14 protein-coding genes are annotated in these 16,236 nt (G+C 53.3%); 8 read left to right on the forward strand and 6 right to left on the reverse strand.

Going from position 1 to position 16,236, the window contains the following annotated elements; genetic code table 11:
• Positions 1–16 precede the first annotated feature (16 nt).
• The gene (locus tag AB8809_RS07455; protein ID WP_349855759.1) at positions 17–2,185 is read right to left on the reverse strand and encodes a TonB-dependent receptor; all 2,169 of its coding nucleotides are present in this window, start codon (positions 2,183–2,185) and stop codon (positions 17–19) included.
• Between the two features lie 408 nt (positions 2,186–2,593).
• Here AB8809_RS07455 and hutW point away from each other — a divergent pair, with 408 nt between their 5' ends.
• From hutW to fdhE, 8 genes are all read left to right on the forward strand, one after another.
• Entirely contained in the window at positions 2,594–3,907 is a 1,314-nt protein-coding gene (hutW, locus tag AB8809_RS07460) for a heme anaerobic degradation radical SAM methyltransferase ChuW/HutW (RefSeq protein ID WP_349855758.1), read from the forward strand.
• A 14-nt stretch (positions 3,908–3,921) separates the two neighbouring features.
• Positions 3,922–4,422, forward strand: coding sequence for a heme utilization cystosolic carrier protein HutX (gene hutX / locus AB8809_RS07465; protein WP_015840946.1), 501 nt, complete (start codon positions 3,922–3,924; stop codon positions 4,420–4,422).
• On the forward strand, positions 4,419–5,048 hold the full coding sequence (locus tag AB8809_RS07470; protein WP_349855756.1) for an NAD(P)H-binding protein: 630 nt from the start codon (positions 4,419–4,421) through the stop codon (positions 5,046–5,048). The genes hutX and AB8809_RS07470 overlap by 4 nt, the downstream gene beginning before the upstream one ends.
• Positions 5,049–5,209: 161 nt before the next feature.
• Positions 5,210–5,686: a YlaC family protein gene (locus AB8809_RS07475; protein ID WP_225182289.1), complete on the forward strand. Its 477-nt coding sequence runs from the start codon at positions 5,210–5,212 to the stop codon at positions 5,684–5,686.
• Positions 5,687–6,199: 513 nt separating this feature from the next.
• Positions 6,200–8,629, forward strand: a complete 2,430-nt coding sequence (locus AB8809_RS07480) for a membrane-bound PQQ-dependent dehydrogenase, glucose/quinate/shikimate family (RefSeq protein ID WP_180777649.1) — start codon at positions 6,200–6,202, stop codon at positions 8,627–8,629.
• 226 nt (positions 8,630–8,855) lie between these two features.
• Positions 8,856–9,578, forward strand: coding sequence for a glutamine amidotransferase (locus AB8809_RS07485; RefSeq protein ID WP_349855753.1), 723 nt, complete (start codon positions 8,856–8,858; stop codon positions 9,576–9,578).
• A gap of 108 nt (positions 9,579–9,686) precedes the next feature.
• Complete coding sequence (locus AB8809_RS07490; protein ID WP_349855752.1) at positions 9,687–11,138, forward strand: PLP-dependent aminotransferase family protein; 1,452 nt, start codon at positions 9,687–9,689, stop codon at positions 11,136–11,138.
• A 235-nt stretch (positions 11,139–11,373) separates the two neighbouring features.
• Positions 11,374–12,303 carry a formate dehydrogenase accessory protein FdhE gene (fdhE, locus tag AB8809_RS07495; RefSeq protein WP_015840940.1) on the forward strand — a complete coding sequence of 310 codons (930 nt, stop codon included), beginning with the start codon at positions 11,374–11,376 and terminating at the stop codon, positions 12,301–12,303.
• An 88-nt stretch (positions 12,304–12,391) separates the two neighbouring features.
• On the opposite strand, the gene AB8809_RS07500 is transcribed toward fdhE, so the two are convergent.
• From AB8809_RS07500 to cydA, 5 genes are all read right to left on the reverse strand, one after another.
• Positions 12,392–12,712, reverse strand: a complete 321-nt coding sequence (locus tag AB8809_RS07500; RefSeq protein WP_349855750.1) for a DUF202 domain-containing protein — start codon at positions 12,710–12,712, stop codon at positions 12,392–12,394.
• Between the two features lie 3 nt (positions 12,713–12,715).
• The gene (locus AB8809_RS07505; protein ID WP_043881955.1) at positions 12,716–13,081 is read right to left on the reverse strand and encodes a YidH family protein; all 366 of its coding nucleotides are present in this window, start codon (positions 13,079–13,081) and stop codon (positions 12,716–12,718) included.
• A 139-nt stretch (positions 13,082–13,220) separates the two neighbouring features.
• On the reverse strand, positions 13,221–13,325 hold the full coding sequence (gene cydX / locus AB8809_RS07510; protein ID WP_010278781.1) for a cytochrome bd-I oxidase subunit CydX: 105 nt from the start codon (positions 13,323–13,325) through the stop codon (positions 13,221–13,223).
• Positions 13,326–13,344: 19 nt separating this feature from the next.
• Positions 13,345–14,484: a cytochrome d ubiquinol oxidase subunit II gene (gene cydB, locus AB8809_RS07515; RefSeq protein ID WP_349855748.1), complete on the reverse strand. Its 1,140-nt coding sequence runs from the start codon at positions 14,482–14,484 to the stop codon at positions 13,345–13,347.
• A gap of 14 nt (positions 14,485–14,498) precedes the next feature.
• Positions 14,499–16,076, reverse strand: a complete 1,578-nt coding sequence (cydA, locus tag AB8809_RS07520; protein ID WP_181828986.1) for a cytochrome ubiquinol oxidase subunit I — start codon at positions 16,074–16,076, stop codon at positions 14,499–14,501.
• Positions 16,077–16,236: the final 160 nt, after the last annotated feature.

The raw sequence follows: 16,236 nt of genomic DNA on the forward strand, positions 1-16,236 counted from the left end.
ATCCTCATCCTCATTCTCAGAAGGAGAATGCCGCGCCAATCGCGGTGCTGAAGCCGGATGCGGGAATACTTTCATGCGCGGTGGTGTAGCGCTTGTCCAACAGGTTGTTCAGCGCCAGCGTGACCTGATACTGATTCTCGCTGCCGAAGGTGCTGGTGAACTCCAGATTGGCCGTTGCCCAGCCGCTGTGCTGGACAGCGGTATCTGCCGTTTCATCCTTCGCGCGTGAAGCCGCCCGGAGGTAGAGATCCGATTCCAGCTCCATACGCTCGAACAGCGTGATGTTTTTGACCCCGACGCGGCCAGTCAAGGTGGGTTCTCCGGTACGATAGGTGCTACGAGTCGGCAGTTCCAGCTCACGGCGGATGATATTGCCGTTAACGTAAGGCGACAGCGTCCAGCCGAGGTATTCCGCATACATCTCCATCCCGTACGTGGTTGCACGGTTGGCGTTGGCGTAATAGCGGCTGCTGCTATCCGTGCTGCCGGAGCAGGCGGCGTTACCGGCGCAGTTAAGCGTGGTGATGTAGTCTCTGGCGCGCGAGTGGTAGACCGCGCTGTCCAGCAGCCAACTGTCGTCTTTATAGCGCATGCCGACTTCATAATTGTCTGACTTTTCCGCTTTTAGATTGGCGTTGCCGTAAGTGGTGCTCCCACCCGCTGCGGTGTCGTAAAACTTATGCGTCAGGGTAGGGTAGACATATCCTTGTGCAAAGGATGCACGCAGTTGGATATTGTCGAAGCCGGAATAGCGCAGGCTGCTGGCGGTGACTAAGGTGCTGTCATTTTCCTTCGCGGCGGCAGATGTACTGTTGTTCGGCATCACCATGCCGTTCATTCTCACCGTACCTGTTTTCTGGCCACCGTAGGAGAGTGACTCCACCCAGTATTGGCGAGCACCCAGCGTCCACGTCCAGTCCGGTGTTATTTTCCATTCGTCCTGTGCGAACAGCGCCCAGCTATTTTGCCGCCAGTGGTTATTGGATACCGAGCTGGGGTTAACCGACAGAGACGGTGTGCCCATCGGCGACAATGATCCCGTTACCCGGACATCGGAGAACGCGTTTTGCTTCACCACATCGGAGAGCCATTGTCCTCCGGCAATCAGCGTATGATCGGTGAATGGTGTGATATCTGTCTGTAAGGTCAATCCCCGACTGGTCTGCTTGTCGTCGGTTCCCGTGCTCATTGCCATTTTGCCCTGATAAAGCGCCATGCTGTTATAGCGCAGCGGATTACCACTCTGCGACAGGTTGTTACGGAATTCGCGTTTGATATTTTGCTGGTAGGCATCCAGATGCAGGTTTTTCAGCACCTCGCCGCCGATCTGCCAGTCATAAAACAGGCCGACCTTCTTTCTTTCCAGTTCAGGAATACGCACGCTGAAGCTGTCGTATTCAGTCGAATCGGTGTAGGTCTGCGTGCTGAGTTTGAAGCTGTCTAGCGACAGGCCGAATTTATGATCGCCAAGACGGTAGCCGAGCCAGGCGGACTGCCCGCTGTTACGGAAGTGGGTATCCGGCAGTCTGCCATCCGGTGTGCTGCGGTTGCCTTGATCGCTATAGCTGCCGCTGAGGCGGTAATCAAAATTACCGATAGAGCCGTAGGCTAAACCCGACTCCTGCCAGCCTGCGGTCGCGCTGTCATAAACGGCTTTGATTTTCCCGCTCAGCGGCTTGTCTCCGCCCTTGCGGGTAATAAAATTGATAACGCCGCCGATAGCCTGTGAACCATATAATACCGAATGTGGGCCTTTCACCACTTCGATGCGTTCGATATAAGAAGGATCAATTAATAATCCGAGGCTGTAATTAGGGCCGGCGCGTTGATAAGTAACTTCCTGTCCATCAATTAACACTAATACGCGTGAGGCTTCTTCGCCGCGAATACGTATTTGTTTACGGCCAGCCAATGCGGTATCGGTAATATCGACGCCGGGAATATCACGCAGCGCTTCGGCAATAGAATCGCCGGTATATTTACCCAGCTTTTCATTATCGATAACCTGCATCGTTACCGGACTTTCCCATAAATTCTGTTCCGTTCTCCCTGCACTAATAACGGTTATTTCATCGCTGTTTGTGGTCGAATGATTTGTAGATGAATCGTTTGTGGCTGCATTAATTGCGCCGCTGTAAATAGCAGGCAGCATAAAGAGAGCCCAGCGAGAGGTCTTTTTATTCATGGCTTTTTCTCTGAAAAGTTAATGATTCTCATTTACGTTATCATTTGGGCGAGGGAGGCGATAATTAAATTTGAATGAATATTAAAAAATGTGACTGCAATCTCATTTGTTATTAAATAAGGACTTGCAATATTTTATCGGTTGTTAAATTAACGAATTTTAATTTAGTGGTTTTTGTTTTCATTTATTTAACATTTAAAGGCAGTGCAAGGGATTAATGTTCTGAAAATAATGGAAAATAACCCTGTTTATTTACACCTGAGATTTTAAACAAAATAAGCAACTCGGTTAATTTAAAGAGAAAATGACACGAAAAGAATAATCCGCCTCCTTTCGGCCTGCCGGGCAGGTTGCCAAATAAAAATAATTATCATTTAATTTATTTTATTGATTATTTGGGGGCCGTTAATGAACATCGATTTGACGCCGTATTATGCCGAGCCCGGTGAGCAGCCTTTTAGCGCCCGACGTATGGCAATGCCTTGGCGCAACCATGTGCCACTTTCACCAGAACAGATTCCGGCCGGTTGGCAGGCGCTGAAACAGCAAATCGTGCCTGCGCGTAAACGTCTGCTCTATTTGCATATTCCTTTCTGCGCGACGCATTGCACGTTCTGTGGTTTTTACCAGAACAAACTGCGTGATGACAGCACGGCGACCTATACCCGCTACCTGTTGCAGGAACTGGCGATGGAGGCGGACAGCCCGCTGCACCAGTCTGCGCCCATTCATGCGGTGTACTTTGGCGGTGGCACGCCAACGGCGCTGGCAGCCGATGAGTTGTCGCAAATTATTCGTGCGATCCGCACCTCACTGCCGCTGGCGCCAGACTGTGAAATCACGGTAGAAGGGCGGGCGATGGATTTTGATGATGAGCGGATCGATGCCTGTCTGGATGCGGGAGCGAACCGCTTCTCCATTGGGATTCAGACGTTTGATACCCGCATTCGTCAGCGTATGGCGCGTACGTCGGATAAACAGCAGTCAATCCGTTTCCTTGAACGCCTGTGCGAGCGAGACAGGGCCGCAGTGGTGTGCGATCTGATGTTTGGCCTGCCGGAACAAACGCCGGAAATCTGGCGCGAAGATCTAGCCATCGTCAGCGATTTACCATTAGACGGCGTCGATCTGTATGCGCTCAATCTGTTACCGACAACGCCGCTGGCGAAAGCCGCCGAAAATCAGCGAGTGGCATTGCCTGATGTGGTTGCGCGACGTGATTTCTATCGGACTGGCGCAGCGTTTCTGGCTGACGCTGGCTGGCATCAGCTCAGCAATAGCCACTGGGCGCGCACTACGCGTGAACGCAATCTGTACAACCTGCTGATTAAACAAGGCGCGGACTGTCTGGCAATGGGGAGCGGGGCGGGCGGCAATATCAACGGGCAAGCCTACATGATGGAACGCAGTCTGGAACGCTATTACCAGCAGATCGATCAGGGGCAAAAACCGATCATGATGATGACGCCAGCCAGTCCGACCGGGCCGTGGCAGCATCAGCTTCAGGCGGGGATTGAAGTGGGCCGCATCAAACTGCCTCAGTTGACCCAACATGCCCGTGAGCTTCAGCCGTTACTTAGCCAGTGGCATCAGGCCGGGCTGACCTGTGACGATTCTACCTGTCTGCGCCTGACCAACGATGGTCGCTTCTGGGCAAACAACCTGATGCAGGCATTACAACAAATTATCCCTCAGCTTAATGCCGAAGAGCATGCGCACTAACCGGAGACGCAACCATGACCATGACACTGAATGAATTACTGGCAACCAACCCTGATGGCACATTGGAAGAGATTGCCGGAAAGTACAATACCTCGCTGTTTGCCGTCGTTGAGGCTTTGCCTGCGGCGCAGCGTACGCTGGCGACGGGCGATCGTTTCGATCAGGTGTGGGACACAATAGCGACCTGGGGTGAAGTGACGCTCATTAGCCATACGGCGGACGCAATTCTGGAATTCAAGAGTGAACTGCCAACCGGTACGCATCGCCACGGTTACTTTAATTTGCGCGGCAAAAATGGCCTGAGTGGACACATCCGCGCGACGAGCTGTCAGCATATTGCGTTTATCGAGCGTAAGTTCATGGGGATGGACACCGCGTCCGTGGTGTTCTTTAATGCCAGCGGTGCGGCGATGTTTAAAATCTTCCTTGGACGAGACAGCCACCGCCAATTGCTGAGCGCTCAGGTTGAGGCGTTCCGCACGTTGGCGAGTGAATTACAACCGGAGCAGGTATGACGTGGTTACTTTTCGGCGCGGGCAATGGGGTCGGCGCCTGTTTATTAGAGCGTGCTATTGAGTGCGAGCAGGCGGTCGTACTCGTCTTGCGCAATCCTGAACAGGCTAAACACTGGCGTGAGCAGGAGATGACGGTAGTGGAAGGCGATGCCTGCGATCCAGAAACGGTCGCAGAAGCCTGTCGTGTGGCTGGCCCTTCTGCCATTGTGGTATCGACAATGGGCGGTGGTACGGTAAATTATCAGGGGCACCGGACGGTGATCGATGGCGCAGAACAGGCGGGCATCAAACGTATGCTGCTGGTGACGTCGCTGGGCTGTGGTGATAGCTGGCCGCTGCTGTCGCCACGCGCCAGAGCCGCGTTTGGCTTCGCGGTACGTGAGAAGTCTCTGGCAGAAAGCTGGTTGCAAAGCAGTTCGTTGGATCATTGTATTGTGCGTCCCGGCGGTCTGCTGGACGTGGTGGCGACGCACAATGCGCAACTGACGCAAGGCGCGGCGACGTTGGGACTGGTGTCCCGCTGGGATGTGGCGCTGGCGGTTGATCAACTGCTGCAACAGCCTGTGTTTGGCAATCAGATCTATAATCTGATTGATCCCGATCTCACCATGCCTGCCATTCCGTAATCCCTACTGCGCCGTAATCTAATGCTGTCGGGATACTTTCTCCCGGCAGCAGACAAACTGTTATAGTCAATCTGTCGAAAACTGTATCTGTTATCTCTTATATGGCTATGTTCTAATCGACGCCAGCAGTGTTGTATTCCTTAAGCATGATGGTGACGACGATGGACGAAGTAAAACGCCTTCTTACCGAAGAGATCGAACGCATTAACCGGGAAGAAAAACGCGACAATAAAATACGTTTCAGCCGTAAATTCATGCAGTCTCACCCTTATTTGTTTGCCGCGATGCTGGTGAGCTACGTGCCGGTCGCGCTCATCCTCTTTTATGCCTCTTATTTTGGTTTACCGTATCTGATCGGTTTTACCGTTTTCCTGCTGGTGATGACGCTGGCACTTTCGATGGATATTAATCCAACCTATCGCTTTGAAGACATTGATACCCTGGATTTACGTGTGTGCTATAACGGCGAGTGGTTTACGATCCGCCACGTATCGCAGGACACGCTGGATCAGCTGCTACGCAATGAGCAAGTGCCGCCCGCGGTGAAAGCGGGAATAGAGAAAATTCAGCGGACGAAAGGCGACGTAGATTTTTATGACGTTTTCTCTCTGGCCTATCGTCAACAGCCTTCTGCCTGAACGATATAAAACAGCTTTCCTGATATACCCTAAATAATTTGAGTTTCAGGGCAAAACGTTAACGTTTTGAACAACGCGAAGCGTTAGTCTTTTAGGGCGAGGCATACACAAGTGTGCCGAGCCGCGTAGCCAACGCATAGGCAACTTGAAGTATGACGGGTATAAAATTTCGGCTATTTATATTCCCTCTATTTATCATCACAATAAGAAACTTTTATTATTCCTTTTTTTCTTGCGGATCGCTTATCCGACAAAGGTAAATCCTTACCAAACCAAATGTTATAGAAATTTTATTTTCTTATTAAGAAAGTGCAATATGATTGTGACCCTTTAAAAAGCATCTACGCTATTAAGTGGGGTGGAAACGATATATCCAGCATATTTATGCGGTTTCTCGACCCACATTCTCGCTTTTCTAAAACACTAACGTAATGCATTCCTTTCTCCATCATCGTGTTAGATGTGGGGTAAATGATGTGAAGATAAGGTTTGCTCGTATTGATGGAATTTTCTATGGCAAAACCACTTGTGTCCAGGTTGCAGGGTATCTGGCTGCTGATCTTGGGGTTAATCGTAACGGCGATAGGCGCTTTCTTCGCCTATTATGGCGCCAAACTGATTGGTTTGGGGGGGAGCGCCTATTTTCTGGTCTCCGGTTTAGTACTGCTGATTTCCGGGGTACTTCTCTGGCGTAAAAGCGTCTTAGGCGCTTATTTGTACGGTGCCGTTTTGTTAGGAACCGTTATTTGGGCATTGTGGGATGTAGGTCTGGATTTTTGGCCTCTGGTATCGCGTTTGCTTACGCTGGCAGGGATCGCCATTCTGGTTGCACTGTCATTGCCTCTCTTGCGTAATTCAGCGGGCAAGCAGACGAGTTGGCGCACCGCAGGGCTTTCTGCGGGCGTGCTGGCACTGGCCTTTGTTGCCACAGTTGGCGGGATGTTTGTTCCCCATGCGCCAGTACCGTCTTCCGGTGCTCAACTGCCGCTCGTCCCTGTGAAACCGGGTGAAGAGCAGCGTGACTGGAGCAATTACGGTAACACTTCTGGTGCGTCGCGTTTTGTCGCCTTGGATCAGGTCACGCGTGATAACGTGAAAGATCTCCAGGTCGCGTGGACGTATCGTACTGGTGATGTGCCGCAAAGTCCGGGCGGTGGCGGTGCTGAAGATCAGCAGACTCCGCTGCAAGTGGGTAACCGTTTATTCCTGTGTACGCCGCATAACAACATCATTGCTGTGGATGCCACAAGTGGCGAACAGCTGTGGAAAACGGAAATCGGCGCGCACCAGAAAAAATGGATGCGCTGTCGTGGTCTTGCCTATTTTGATGCCACACAGCCGCTAGTGCAGCCCGATCTTCCAGGATCTACACCGGTTGCTCAGGTTTCAGTACCTGCAGGCGCGGTTTGCCAGCGTCGCATCCTGATGAATAGCGTGACGCCAGAGCTGATCGCCGTGGATGCGGACACCGGGGCATTTTGCCCAGATTTTGGTACCAATGGCCGGGTGGATCTCAGCGATCACATGGGCAAAGGTAGCGACAAAGGGCAATATTATCCGACGTCAGCGCCCACATTGGCAGGGACGACTATCGTTATTGGCGGCAGGGTCGCGGATAACGTCAGTATCGATATGCCCGGCGGTGTCGTTCGCGGGTTTGACGTGATTACCGGGAAATTACGCTGGGCATTTGATCCTGGCAATCCGCAGGAGACGACAGAACCAGCACAAGGTCAGAACTATACGCGTTCGACGCCTAACGTGTGGGCGCCGATGTCCTACGATCCGCAGTCAAATACGGTGTTCATGCCGACGGGAAGCGCCGCCATCGATTTATGGGGCGTCAAACGTAGCGATCTGGATCGTAAATTTGGTGCGTCAATGGTGGCGGTGGATGCCTCCACGGGGCAGGTCAAATGGGTCTACCAGACGGTTCACGATGACCTGTGGGACTTTGATGTGCCGATGCAGCCTTCTTTCGTTAATTTCCCCAGCGAAAATGGCAAAAACGTACCCGCGTTAGTGTTCGGTACCAAAGCCGGTCAACTGTTCGTTCTCGATCGTGCGACCGGTAAACCGTTGACTAAAGTTGAAGAGAGAAAGGTTGAGCAGGGAGAAATCCCGAACGAAGTCTATTCGCCAACTCAGCCTGTTTCCGTTGGTATGCCGCAGATTGGCGCAGATGTCCTCAAAGAGTCTGATATGTGGGGAGCGACACCGTTTGACCAGTTGCTCTGCCGCGTCCACTTCAAATCTAAACGTTACAATGGACTGTTTACCCCGCCGGGTCACGATCCGTCACTTAACCTGCCTGGCTCTTTAGGTGGCATGAACTGGGGCGGATTATCTACCGATCCGGTGAATAACTACCTGTTTGTCAACGATATGAGAGTGGGACTTGAGGTTCAACTCGTACCGACGTCGGCGGAGGATAAAGGTAAGAAAAGTGATGGTAACGAAGCGGCCAGCATTGATCGTCCGGTACCGCTGGATGGCACGCCGTATTCGGTTAATGCGAAAGTTCGCTTCATGTCGCCTATTGAAATTCCTTGCCAGAAACCGCCATTTGGCACGCTGACGGCAGTGGATTTAAAAACGCAGAAAATCGCCTGGCAGGTTCCCGTTGGTACAGTGAAAGATACGGGGCCTTTCGGTATTAAGATGGGATTACCTATTCCGATCGGTATGCCGACGATTGGCGGCACGCTCGCGACTCAGGGCGGTCTGGTATTCATCGCCTCAACGCAGGATTACTATCTGCGTGCCTTTGATAGCGCGACCGGTAAAGAAGTATGGAAAGCCCGACTGCCAGTAGGAAGCCAGGCTACACCTATCAGCTACAAGTCTCCGGTTGATGGTAAGCAGTACGTCGTTATCTCGGCTGGTGGTGCACGTAACTCACCGGACCGTGGTGACTATGTGATTGCTTATCGGTTACCGTGATACCAAAGGATCGGTATCGCCGTTAAAACGGTAGAGATGAAAGGCCACCTGTCATTGAGGTGGCCTTTTACTATCCAGCATATGACTTGGATAGGAATCGTATTACGTTAGTGCTACGTTCGTAGGAGATGCTGCGCGTCGTGTTCTTGTTGTTTTTTGACGGGTGGTTTTTCAGCCGAATGATTTTTTCAAACTTGTGATTTTTGAATACGGGCAGAACAGGACGATGAGCGAAAAGGTATTGCTGGTGATTCAGTTGGGCCAACCGCCGGAAGGCATTGCCTCTCAGGTTGGGCAACAGGGGAAATGGTTTAGCGATGCAGTACAGGGGAATTCGCAACCGATACAAGTGGTGCGTCCCGACCGTGGCGAGTCGCTCCCACCGTTTGATACGCTGGCGGCGGTGATTATTTCCGGCTCGTGGTCGATGGTCACGGATCGGCTGGACTGGAGCGAATACACCGCGGGTTGGTTGCGCGAGGCGTACCACGCGGAGGTTCCACTGCTGGGCGTGTGTTATGGGCATCAATTGCTGGCCGATGCGCTGGGCGGCAAAGTAGGGGATAACCCGAACGGCAAGGAAGTCGGTGTTCAGGTTGTGACAACGAATGAAGCCGCAGCACAAGATCCCTTACTGCGTGATTATCCGCAGCAGTTCGGTGCTTACCTGACCCACCAGCAATCCGTGCTTGAAGCGCCTGAAGGGGCACAGGTGCTGGCGAGTTCAGAGATGGACGGCTGCCAGATTATCCGCTACAGCGAGAAAGTGTTGACCGTGCAGTTCCACCCTGAATTCAGCACGGACATCATGCTGACGTGTCTGCGCCATAATGAAACGGCGCTGCGACAGGGCGGTTGGGATGTCGACCGAATGATGGACATTCCACAGGAACCGGTCTGGGCGCGTAAGATCCTGCTGGATTTTGTACAACGCTACGCGGCGAAATAGTCCTCGAACAACGCGTTGTTCTCGATAAAGTATCCTTCTCGAACGTCACTCGTCGGTGGTGTTCGAGCCAAAAATAATGACAGCTTCATCCACCGAAACCGTAGCGCTATGGCAAAGTTTGAACAGCTCGCTCACCAGATTCGTGAGCAACTTCAGGAAGGGATTTGGCAGCCGGGTGACAAACTGCCCTCGCTGCGGGAGAAATCACTGCATTCGGGTATGAGCCTGATGACTGTACTGCACGCCTATCAACTACTGGAAAGCCAAGGGTTGATTGTGTCGCGTCCGCAGTCGGGTTATTACGCGGCGCCACAGCTGTCCGCATTACCCGCAGACAGTCTGCATTCGCCCGTGGGGCAGGAACGCGTTCAGCTTACCGAAGACGTCGACGTCAATGCGTTCATTTTTGACGTGCTTCAGGCTAGTAAAGATCCCGCGGTGATGCCGTTTGGTTCGGCGTTTCCCGACCCGCAGCTTTTTCCACAACGCCAGTTGACGCGCTCGTTGGCCTCGGTAGCGCGTCATATGCAGCCGCAAAGCGCACTGGATAATTTACCGCCGGGTAATGAGAGCCTGAGGAAGAATATCGCCCAGCGCTATGCCTTGCAGGGGATCGCCGTCTCGCCCGATGAGATTGTGATTACGGCGGGTGCGATGGAATCCCTGAACCTCAGCCTTCAGGTGCTGACGGAACCGGGTGACTATGTGGTGATCGAATCTCCGGCGTTTTACGGCGCGCTACAGGCGATTGAACGTCTTAAGCTCAAGGCGATTGCGATTGCAACCGATCCGCAGCAGGGCATCGATCTTGACGCGTTGCAGCAGGCGCTGAACGACTACCCGATCAAAGCCTGCTGGCTGATGACCAATTTTCATAACCCACTCGGCTGTACGTTGTCTTTGGAGAAGAAGCAGCAACTGGTGGCGATGCTGGAAAAACACGGTGTCGGGCTGGTAGAAGATGACGTCTACAGCGAGCTTTACGCTGGCCTGCAACGCCCGCTGCCTGCGAAGGCGTTGGATAAAAAAGGGACGATTCTGCACTGCTCCTCGTTTTCTAAAAATCTGGTAGCCGGGTTTCGCGTCGGCTGGGTAGCCGCGGGGCGTTATGCGGGAAGCATTCAGCGTTTACAGTTGATGAGTACATTATCAACCAGCGCACCGATGCAACTGGCGATTGCCGATTATCTGGCGACCAGCAGCTACGACAGCCATCTGCGCCGTCTGCGGCGGGCGCTTGAGCAGCGCAAACACGCGGCGTTACAGTCGCTACGCCGGCACCTTCCGGGCGACGTGCGTATTAATCATTCCCAAGGCGGTTATTTTCTCTGGCTGGAATTGCCTGAGGGAGTCAGCAGCACGGAGCTATACCGTCGTGCGCTGGCGCGGGGTGTCAGTATTGCGCCGGGAAAAATGTTTACGACTGGTGATAAATACGATCGCTACTTTCGTTTCAACGCCTCTTATGCGTGGGACGATCGCTGTGAACAAAGCGTGATCGTATTGGCAGCGCTGATCCGAACCCAGATAGGTGAACGCCCGCCCCGATCACCCCTTTAGAGGTGTGGAGATGCTTGCCGCTTTTCTGCTACTGTTCCGTCATCGTGGAAGGTGACGGCATCGATAGTGAAAAACAGCCATAACCTTGCCAGAAATCAGGAAGTCATCAGGCACGGTGCGTATAATCTCTGCTAAAGGTGAGCTATACCCGCTATCTTTCGGACCGCGCTGGCGGCCTTCCTGCACCCCGAAACCTATCGGATAGACAACGTAAACAACAGGAAAACCTACCCTGATGAGTATTCGCATTGTTCCTCAGGAACAGTTAGAACAGAATGGAAAATCGACGCCGGAAGGGCATATCCCTCCACTGCTTTTTGCCAACCTAAAAAGCCTGTACAGCAGCCGCGCGGAGCGTCTGCGCCAGTTAGCTGCTGATCACCCGCTGGGGGATTATCTCACCTTTGCCGCAGGCGTGGTGGAAGCGCAACAAAAGGTGCTGCACGATCATCCGTTGCAGCTTGATCTGAGTAACGTGCTGACTCAGTCTGGTGAACGCCCACCGCTTGATATCGCGGTATTCCCACGCGATAGGCACTGGCTCACGCTGCTGCGCGCGCTGATTGAAGAATTGAAGCCGGATGCCAGTGGGCAGGTATTATCCACGCTGGAGAATCTGGAAAAAGCCTCGGAGCAGGAGCTGGAAGAACAGGCAACGGCGCTGCTGCAACATGAGTTTCATGCTGAAAACAATGATAAAGCCCCGTTCATCTGGGCGGCGCTGTCGCTGTTCTGGGCACAGATGGCAAGTCTGCTGCCCGGTAAAGCGCGCGCCGTGCCCGGCGAACATCGTCAGTTCTGCCCGGTGTGCGGCAGTATTCCGGTATCGGGTGTGGTGCAGTTAGGTACGTCCAGCGGCTTGCGTTATCTGCACTGCAATTTGTGTGAGAGTGAATGGCACATGGTGCGGGTGAAATGCAGCAACTGTGAAGAGTCGAGCGATCTCAATTACTGGTCGCTGGATAGCGAAAATTCCGCAATCAAAGCAGAAAGCTGTGGTCACTGCGGCACGTATCTGAAGCTGCTATATCAGGAAAAAGATCACCGTGTGGAAGCCGTCGCCGACGATCTGGCTTCGCTGGTGCTGGATGTGAAAATGGAGGAAGAAGGCTTTTCTCGCAGTAGCATCAACCCCTTCCTGTTCCCGGAAAGTTCGATCGAATAACCCATCTCATCGGTGAAGCGCGTTTGGGCTTCACCGCCTTTCTTTCAGAAAACCTTTCTTTTCAGAAAAAAGTACAGAAAATCGGGGCCTACCACACGCCGCTGAAATGCAGCAGCAAGACCAGTGCGGTGAGCACTATTGACGACGATGTGAGCACGATTAATCCCTGACTGGCGCGTGATAGCACCGATTGGCAACAGGCATTAAAACGGTAGCGCAGAATCGCCAGCACCGACATCAGCGCGGCAACGCACAAGAGCAGAATGGCGCAGGCAAACACCACACGGCTGTCGTCCACCATGCTCAGACGAAAACACAGCAGGCTATTGATCAACATGACGAACAGCGTCCGTGACCAGGCCATGCCAGTTCGCTGCGGCTGTAATCCCGGATCGCGTGTCGTTTCCATGTGTTACCCGAACAGGATCATGGCGGCGAGTGCGATAGCGATGAGGGTGATAAACAGCGTCACGATCAGCAGCATTGGTGTATACGGCATATCGCTTTCCTGCCGCATGGCTTTTTCATTGCTAACCCAGCGGCGATACGCCAGACCACCGAGCAGTGCCGCGCTGACCACCAGCAACAGCGACAGCCCCTGACGCACCAGCGGATCGATGTGCACGGTAAATTGGTCGATACCCACCGCTCCCGCGAGAAACGCCAGGGCGGTGCGGATCCATGCCAGAAAGGTGCGTTCATTCGCTAATGAGAAACGGTAGTCCGGGGTTTTCCCCTGGCTCCACCACGGCGTTTTGTCCTGTCTGGGTGTTGTCATGTCGTCGTCTGATTTCAGGTTGAAGAGGGTATCCGATGTGGGCATAGCCTCTGCATTCTAACGCCCCTGGCTGATTTCGTCTGCCCTGGTGACGATATTTGCCCTGAATGATGAAGCGCCGATAGGGCGCTTCGTTTTCTCATGACGCGTCTTTTCCCGCTTCATGGTTCTCTACCGCTAATGCGGTGACCAGCGCGAATGCGCAGGCCAGCAGCGTGCCGAGTATCCAGGCGAAATACCACATCTTCTTTCTCCTCAAGTCCTTAGTAAACGGAATGCTTATTTTCTTCGATGTAGCGGGCATCGACCCGGCCAAACATTTTGTAATAACACCAACTGGTATAAAGCAGGATGGTGGGGACAAAAATACAGGCCAGAATGGTCATCACCTGAAGCGTCAGTTGACTGGACGTGGCATCCCAGATGGTCAGGCTGACGTTGGGATCAAAGCTGGAAGGCATAATGAATGGGAACAGCGTAATCCCTGCCGTCAGAATCACGCAGACAATCGTCAATGACGAGGTCAGAAAACCCCAACCGCAGCGGTTCAGGCGTGAGAAGAGCACGGTTAGCCACGGCAGAATCACGCCCAGCGCGGGGATCGCCCACAGTGTAGGATATGCCGTAAAGTTGGCTAACCAGGCACCGGCCTGCTGCGCCACTTCTTTGTGCAGCGGATTAGACGGAGCCGCTTTATCCATTACGGAGGTAATCATGTAGCCGTCGATGCCGGTTTGCACCCAGAAGCCAGCCAGTAAGAAGGTGAGGCTCATCAGTGCACAGGAAAACAGTACGGTTTTTTGCGCGCGGCGCTGAAGTGCATCGGTGGTGCGCATTTGCAGGTAAATCGCGCCGTGTGCGACGATCATGGCGACGCTTACCATGCCCGCCAGCAGCCCAAACGGGTTCAACAGGCCAAAGAATCCGCCGTGGTAGGTGAGGCGCAAATACATATCGACGCTCAGCGGCACGCCCTGCAACAGGTTCCCAAGTGCGATGCCGAACACTAGCGTAGGGACGAAGCTGCCGATGAAAATGCCCCAGTCCCACATATTGCGCCAGCGGCGGTTTTCCAGCTTGGAGCGATAATCAAAGCCAACTGGGCGGAAGAACAGGGCGGCCAGCACCAGGATCATCGCAAAATAGAAACCGGAAAAGGCGGCGGCATAAACCATCGGCCAGGCGGCGAACAGCGCACCCGCGCCGGTGATGAGCCAGACCTGATTGCCGTCCCAGTGTGGAGCGATCACGTTGATCATCACCCGTCGCTCGGTATCGTTCTTGCCCAGCAGGCGCAGCAGAATGCCTACGCCCATATCAAAGCCGTCGGTGATGGCGAAGCCGATGAACAACAGGCCAATCAATCCCCACCAAATCAGGCGTAATGTTTCATAATCCAGCATTATTATGGCTCCCGTTAAGGTTTTGCAGGTGTTGCGAGTGACGATTCGGTCGGTTGTTCAAAGTGGTAGCGGCCGGTTTTCAGGCTGCTTGGCCCCAGTCGGGCGAATTTGAACATCAGATACATTTCCGCAATCAGAAACAGCGTATACAGTCCGCAAATCAGCCCCATCGACAGCAGAATGTCGTGTGCCTCCAATGAAGAATTGGCAACGGCGGTAGGCAGAACCTCGCCGACTGCCCACGGCTGACGGCCGTACTCGGCGACGAACCAGCCGGATTCAATCGCGATCCAGGGCAGAGGAATACCGTACAGCGCGGCGCGGTGCAGCCATTTACGCTGTCCCATGCGGCCACGTATCACGCTCCAGAATGACAGAGCAAAAATGCCAAGCATCAGCACGCCGCAGCCCACCATCAGGCGAAACGCGACATACAGCGGTGCGACGCGCGGGATTGAGTCTTTGGTTGCCTGCTGAATCTGGTTTTCGCTGGCGTTGGCGACGTCATCGGTATAGCGCTTAAGCAGAAGGCCGTAGCCAAGATCGCGCTTGGCAGCCTCAAATTGGGCACGAACGGCGGGATCGGTGTTGCCCGAACGCAGTTCCTCCAGCAGACCATAGGCTGTCATGCCGTTACGAATGCGAATCTCATGTTGTGCCATCAGGTCTTTAATGCCGACGACGGGTTTGTCGAGCGAGCGAGTGGCGATGAGCCCTAACAGATAGGGGACGTGGATGGCGTACTCATTCTGCATCGTTTCCTGATTAGGAATGGCGAATAGAGTGAAAGAAGCCGGTGCAGGCTGTGTTTCCCATTCGGCTTCGATCGCTGCCAGCTTGGTTTTCTGTACGTCGCCCATCACATAGCCGGATTCATCGCCTAGTACGATGACGGACAGCACCGAAGCCAGGCCGAAACTTGCTGCAATAGCGAACGAGCGCTTGGCAAAGGCAATATCGCGGCCTCTCAGCAGATAGTAAGAGCTGATGCCGAGGACGAACATCGCGCCAGCGGTGTAGCCTGCCGCTACCGTGTGCACGAACTTCACCTGTGCGACCGGGTTCAGCACCAGTTCGGCGAAACTCAGCATTTCCATGCGCATGGTTTCATAATTGAATTCAGCGGCAATCGGGTTTTGCATCCAGCCATTGGCGACCAGAATCCACAGGGCTGAGAAGTTGGAGCCCAGCGCAACGAACCAGGTCACCAGCATATGCTGGACTTTAGTCAGACGATCCCAACCGAAAAAGAACAGGCCGATCAACGTGGATTCGAGGAAGAACGCCATCAGCCCTTCCATCGCCAGCGGCGCGCCAAAAATATCGCCCACGTAGTGAGAATAGTAAGACCAGTTGGTGCCGAACTGGAATTCCAGCGTCAGACCAGTTGCCACGCCCAGCGCAAAGTTGATGGCGAACAGCTTGCCCCAGAATTTGGTCATATCCTTGTAGATTTGCTTGCCGGTTAACACATACGTGGTGTTCATAATGGCCAGCAGGAAAGACAACCCCAGCGTTAGCGGGACAAAAAGAAAGTGATACATGGCGGTCAGGGCAAATTGCAGCCGCGACAGCTCAACGACATCAAACATGTTACGCTCCTAACTTCAGGCAGGAAAATGCAGTTATTCCGATACTTGCCGGAATAAATAGTGATGAATAAATGTGAATAAATTACCGTCGACGATATTTGCATCCGTCGGAAATTAACGTCACTGATTGACGTGAGATAAGAATAAATAGTGAGTGAAA

Origin of the sequence: Pectobacterium aroidearum (assembly GCF_041228105.1) — a bacterium.
GTDB lineage: Bacteria > Pseudomonadota > Gammaproteobacteria > Enterobacterales > Enterobacteriaceae > Pectobacterium > Pectobacterium aroidearum.

Excerpts from the sequence above, each read along its gene's own strand:
- AB8809_RS07500 (WP_349855750.1), bottom strand. The coding sequence starts at position 12,712 with ATGGAAACGACACGCGATCCGGGATTACAGCCGCAGCGAACTGGCATG.
- AB8809_RS07470 (WP_349855756.1), top strand. The coding sequence starts at position 4,419 with ATGACGTGGTTACTTTTCGGCGCGGGCAATGGGGTCGGCGCCTGTTTA.
- AB8809_RS07455 (WP_349855759.1), bottom strand. The coding sequence starts at position 2,185 with ATGAATAAAAAGACCTCTCGCTGGGCTCTCTTTATGCTGCCTGCTATT.
- cydB (WP_349855748.1), bottom strand. The coding sequence starts at position 14,484 with ATGCTGGATTATGAAACATTACGCCTGATTTGGTGGGGATTGATTGGC.
- cydA (WP_181828986.1), bottom strand. The coding sequence starts at position 16,076 with ATGTTTGATGTCGTTGAGCTGTCGCGGCTGCAATTTGCCCTGACCGCC.
- AB8809_RS07485 (WP_349855753.1), top strand. The coding sequence starts at position 8,856 with ATGAGCGAAAAGGTATTGCTGGTGATTCAGTTGGGCCAACCGCCGGAA.
- fdhE (WP_015840940.1), top strand. The coding sequence starts at position 11,374 with ATGAGTATTCGCATTGTTCCTCAGGAACAGTTAGAACAGAATGGAAAA.
- hutW (WP_349855758.1), top strand. The coding sequence starts at position 2,594 with ATGAACATCGATTTGACGCCGTATTATGCCGAGCCCGGTGAGCAGCCT.
- hutX (WP_015840946.1), top strand. The coding sequence starts at position 3,922 with ATGACCATGACACTGAATGAATTACTGGCAACCAACCCTGATGGCACA.
- AB8809_RS07490 (WP_349855752.1), top strand. The coding sequence starts at position 9,687 with ATGGCAAAGTTTGAACAGCTCGCTCACCAGATTCGTGAGCAACTTCAG.
- AB8809_RS07475 (WP_225182289.1), top strand. The coding sequence starts at position 5,210 with ATGGACGAAGTAAAACGCCTTCTTACCGAAGAGATCGAACGCATTAAC.
- AB8809_RS07505 (WP_043881955.1), bottom strand. The coding sequence starts at position 13,081 with ATGACAACACCCAGACAGGACAAAACGCCGTGGTGGAGCCAGGGGAAA.
- cydX (WP_010278781.1), bottom strand. The coding sequence starts at position 13,325 with ATGTGGTATTTCGCCTGGATACTCGGCACGCTGCTGGCCTGCGCATTC.
- AB8809_RS07480 (WP_180777649.1), top strand. The coding sequence starts at position 6,200 with ATGGCAAAACCACTTGTGTCCAGGTTGCAGGGTATCTGGCTGCTGATC.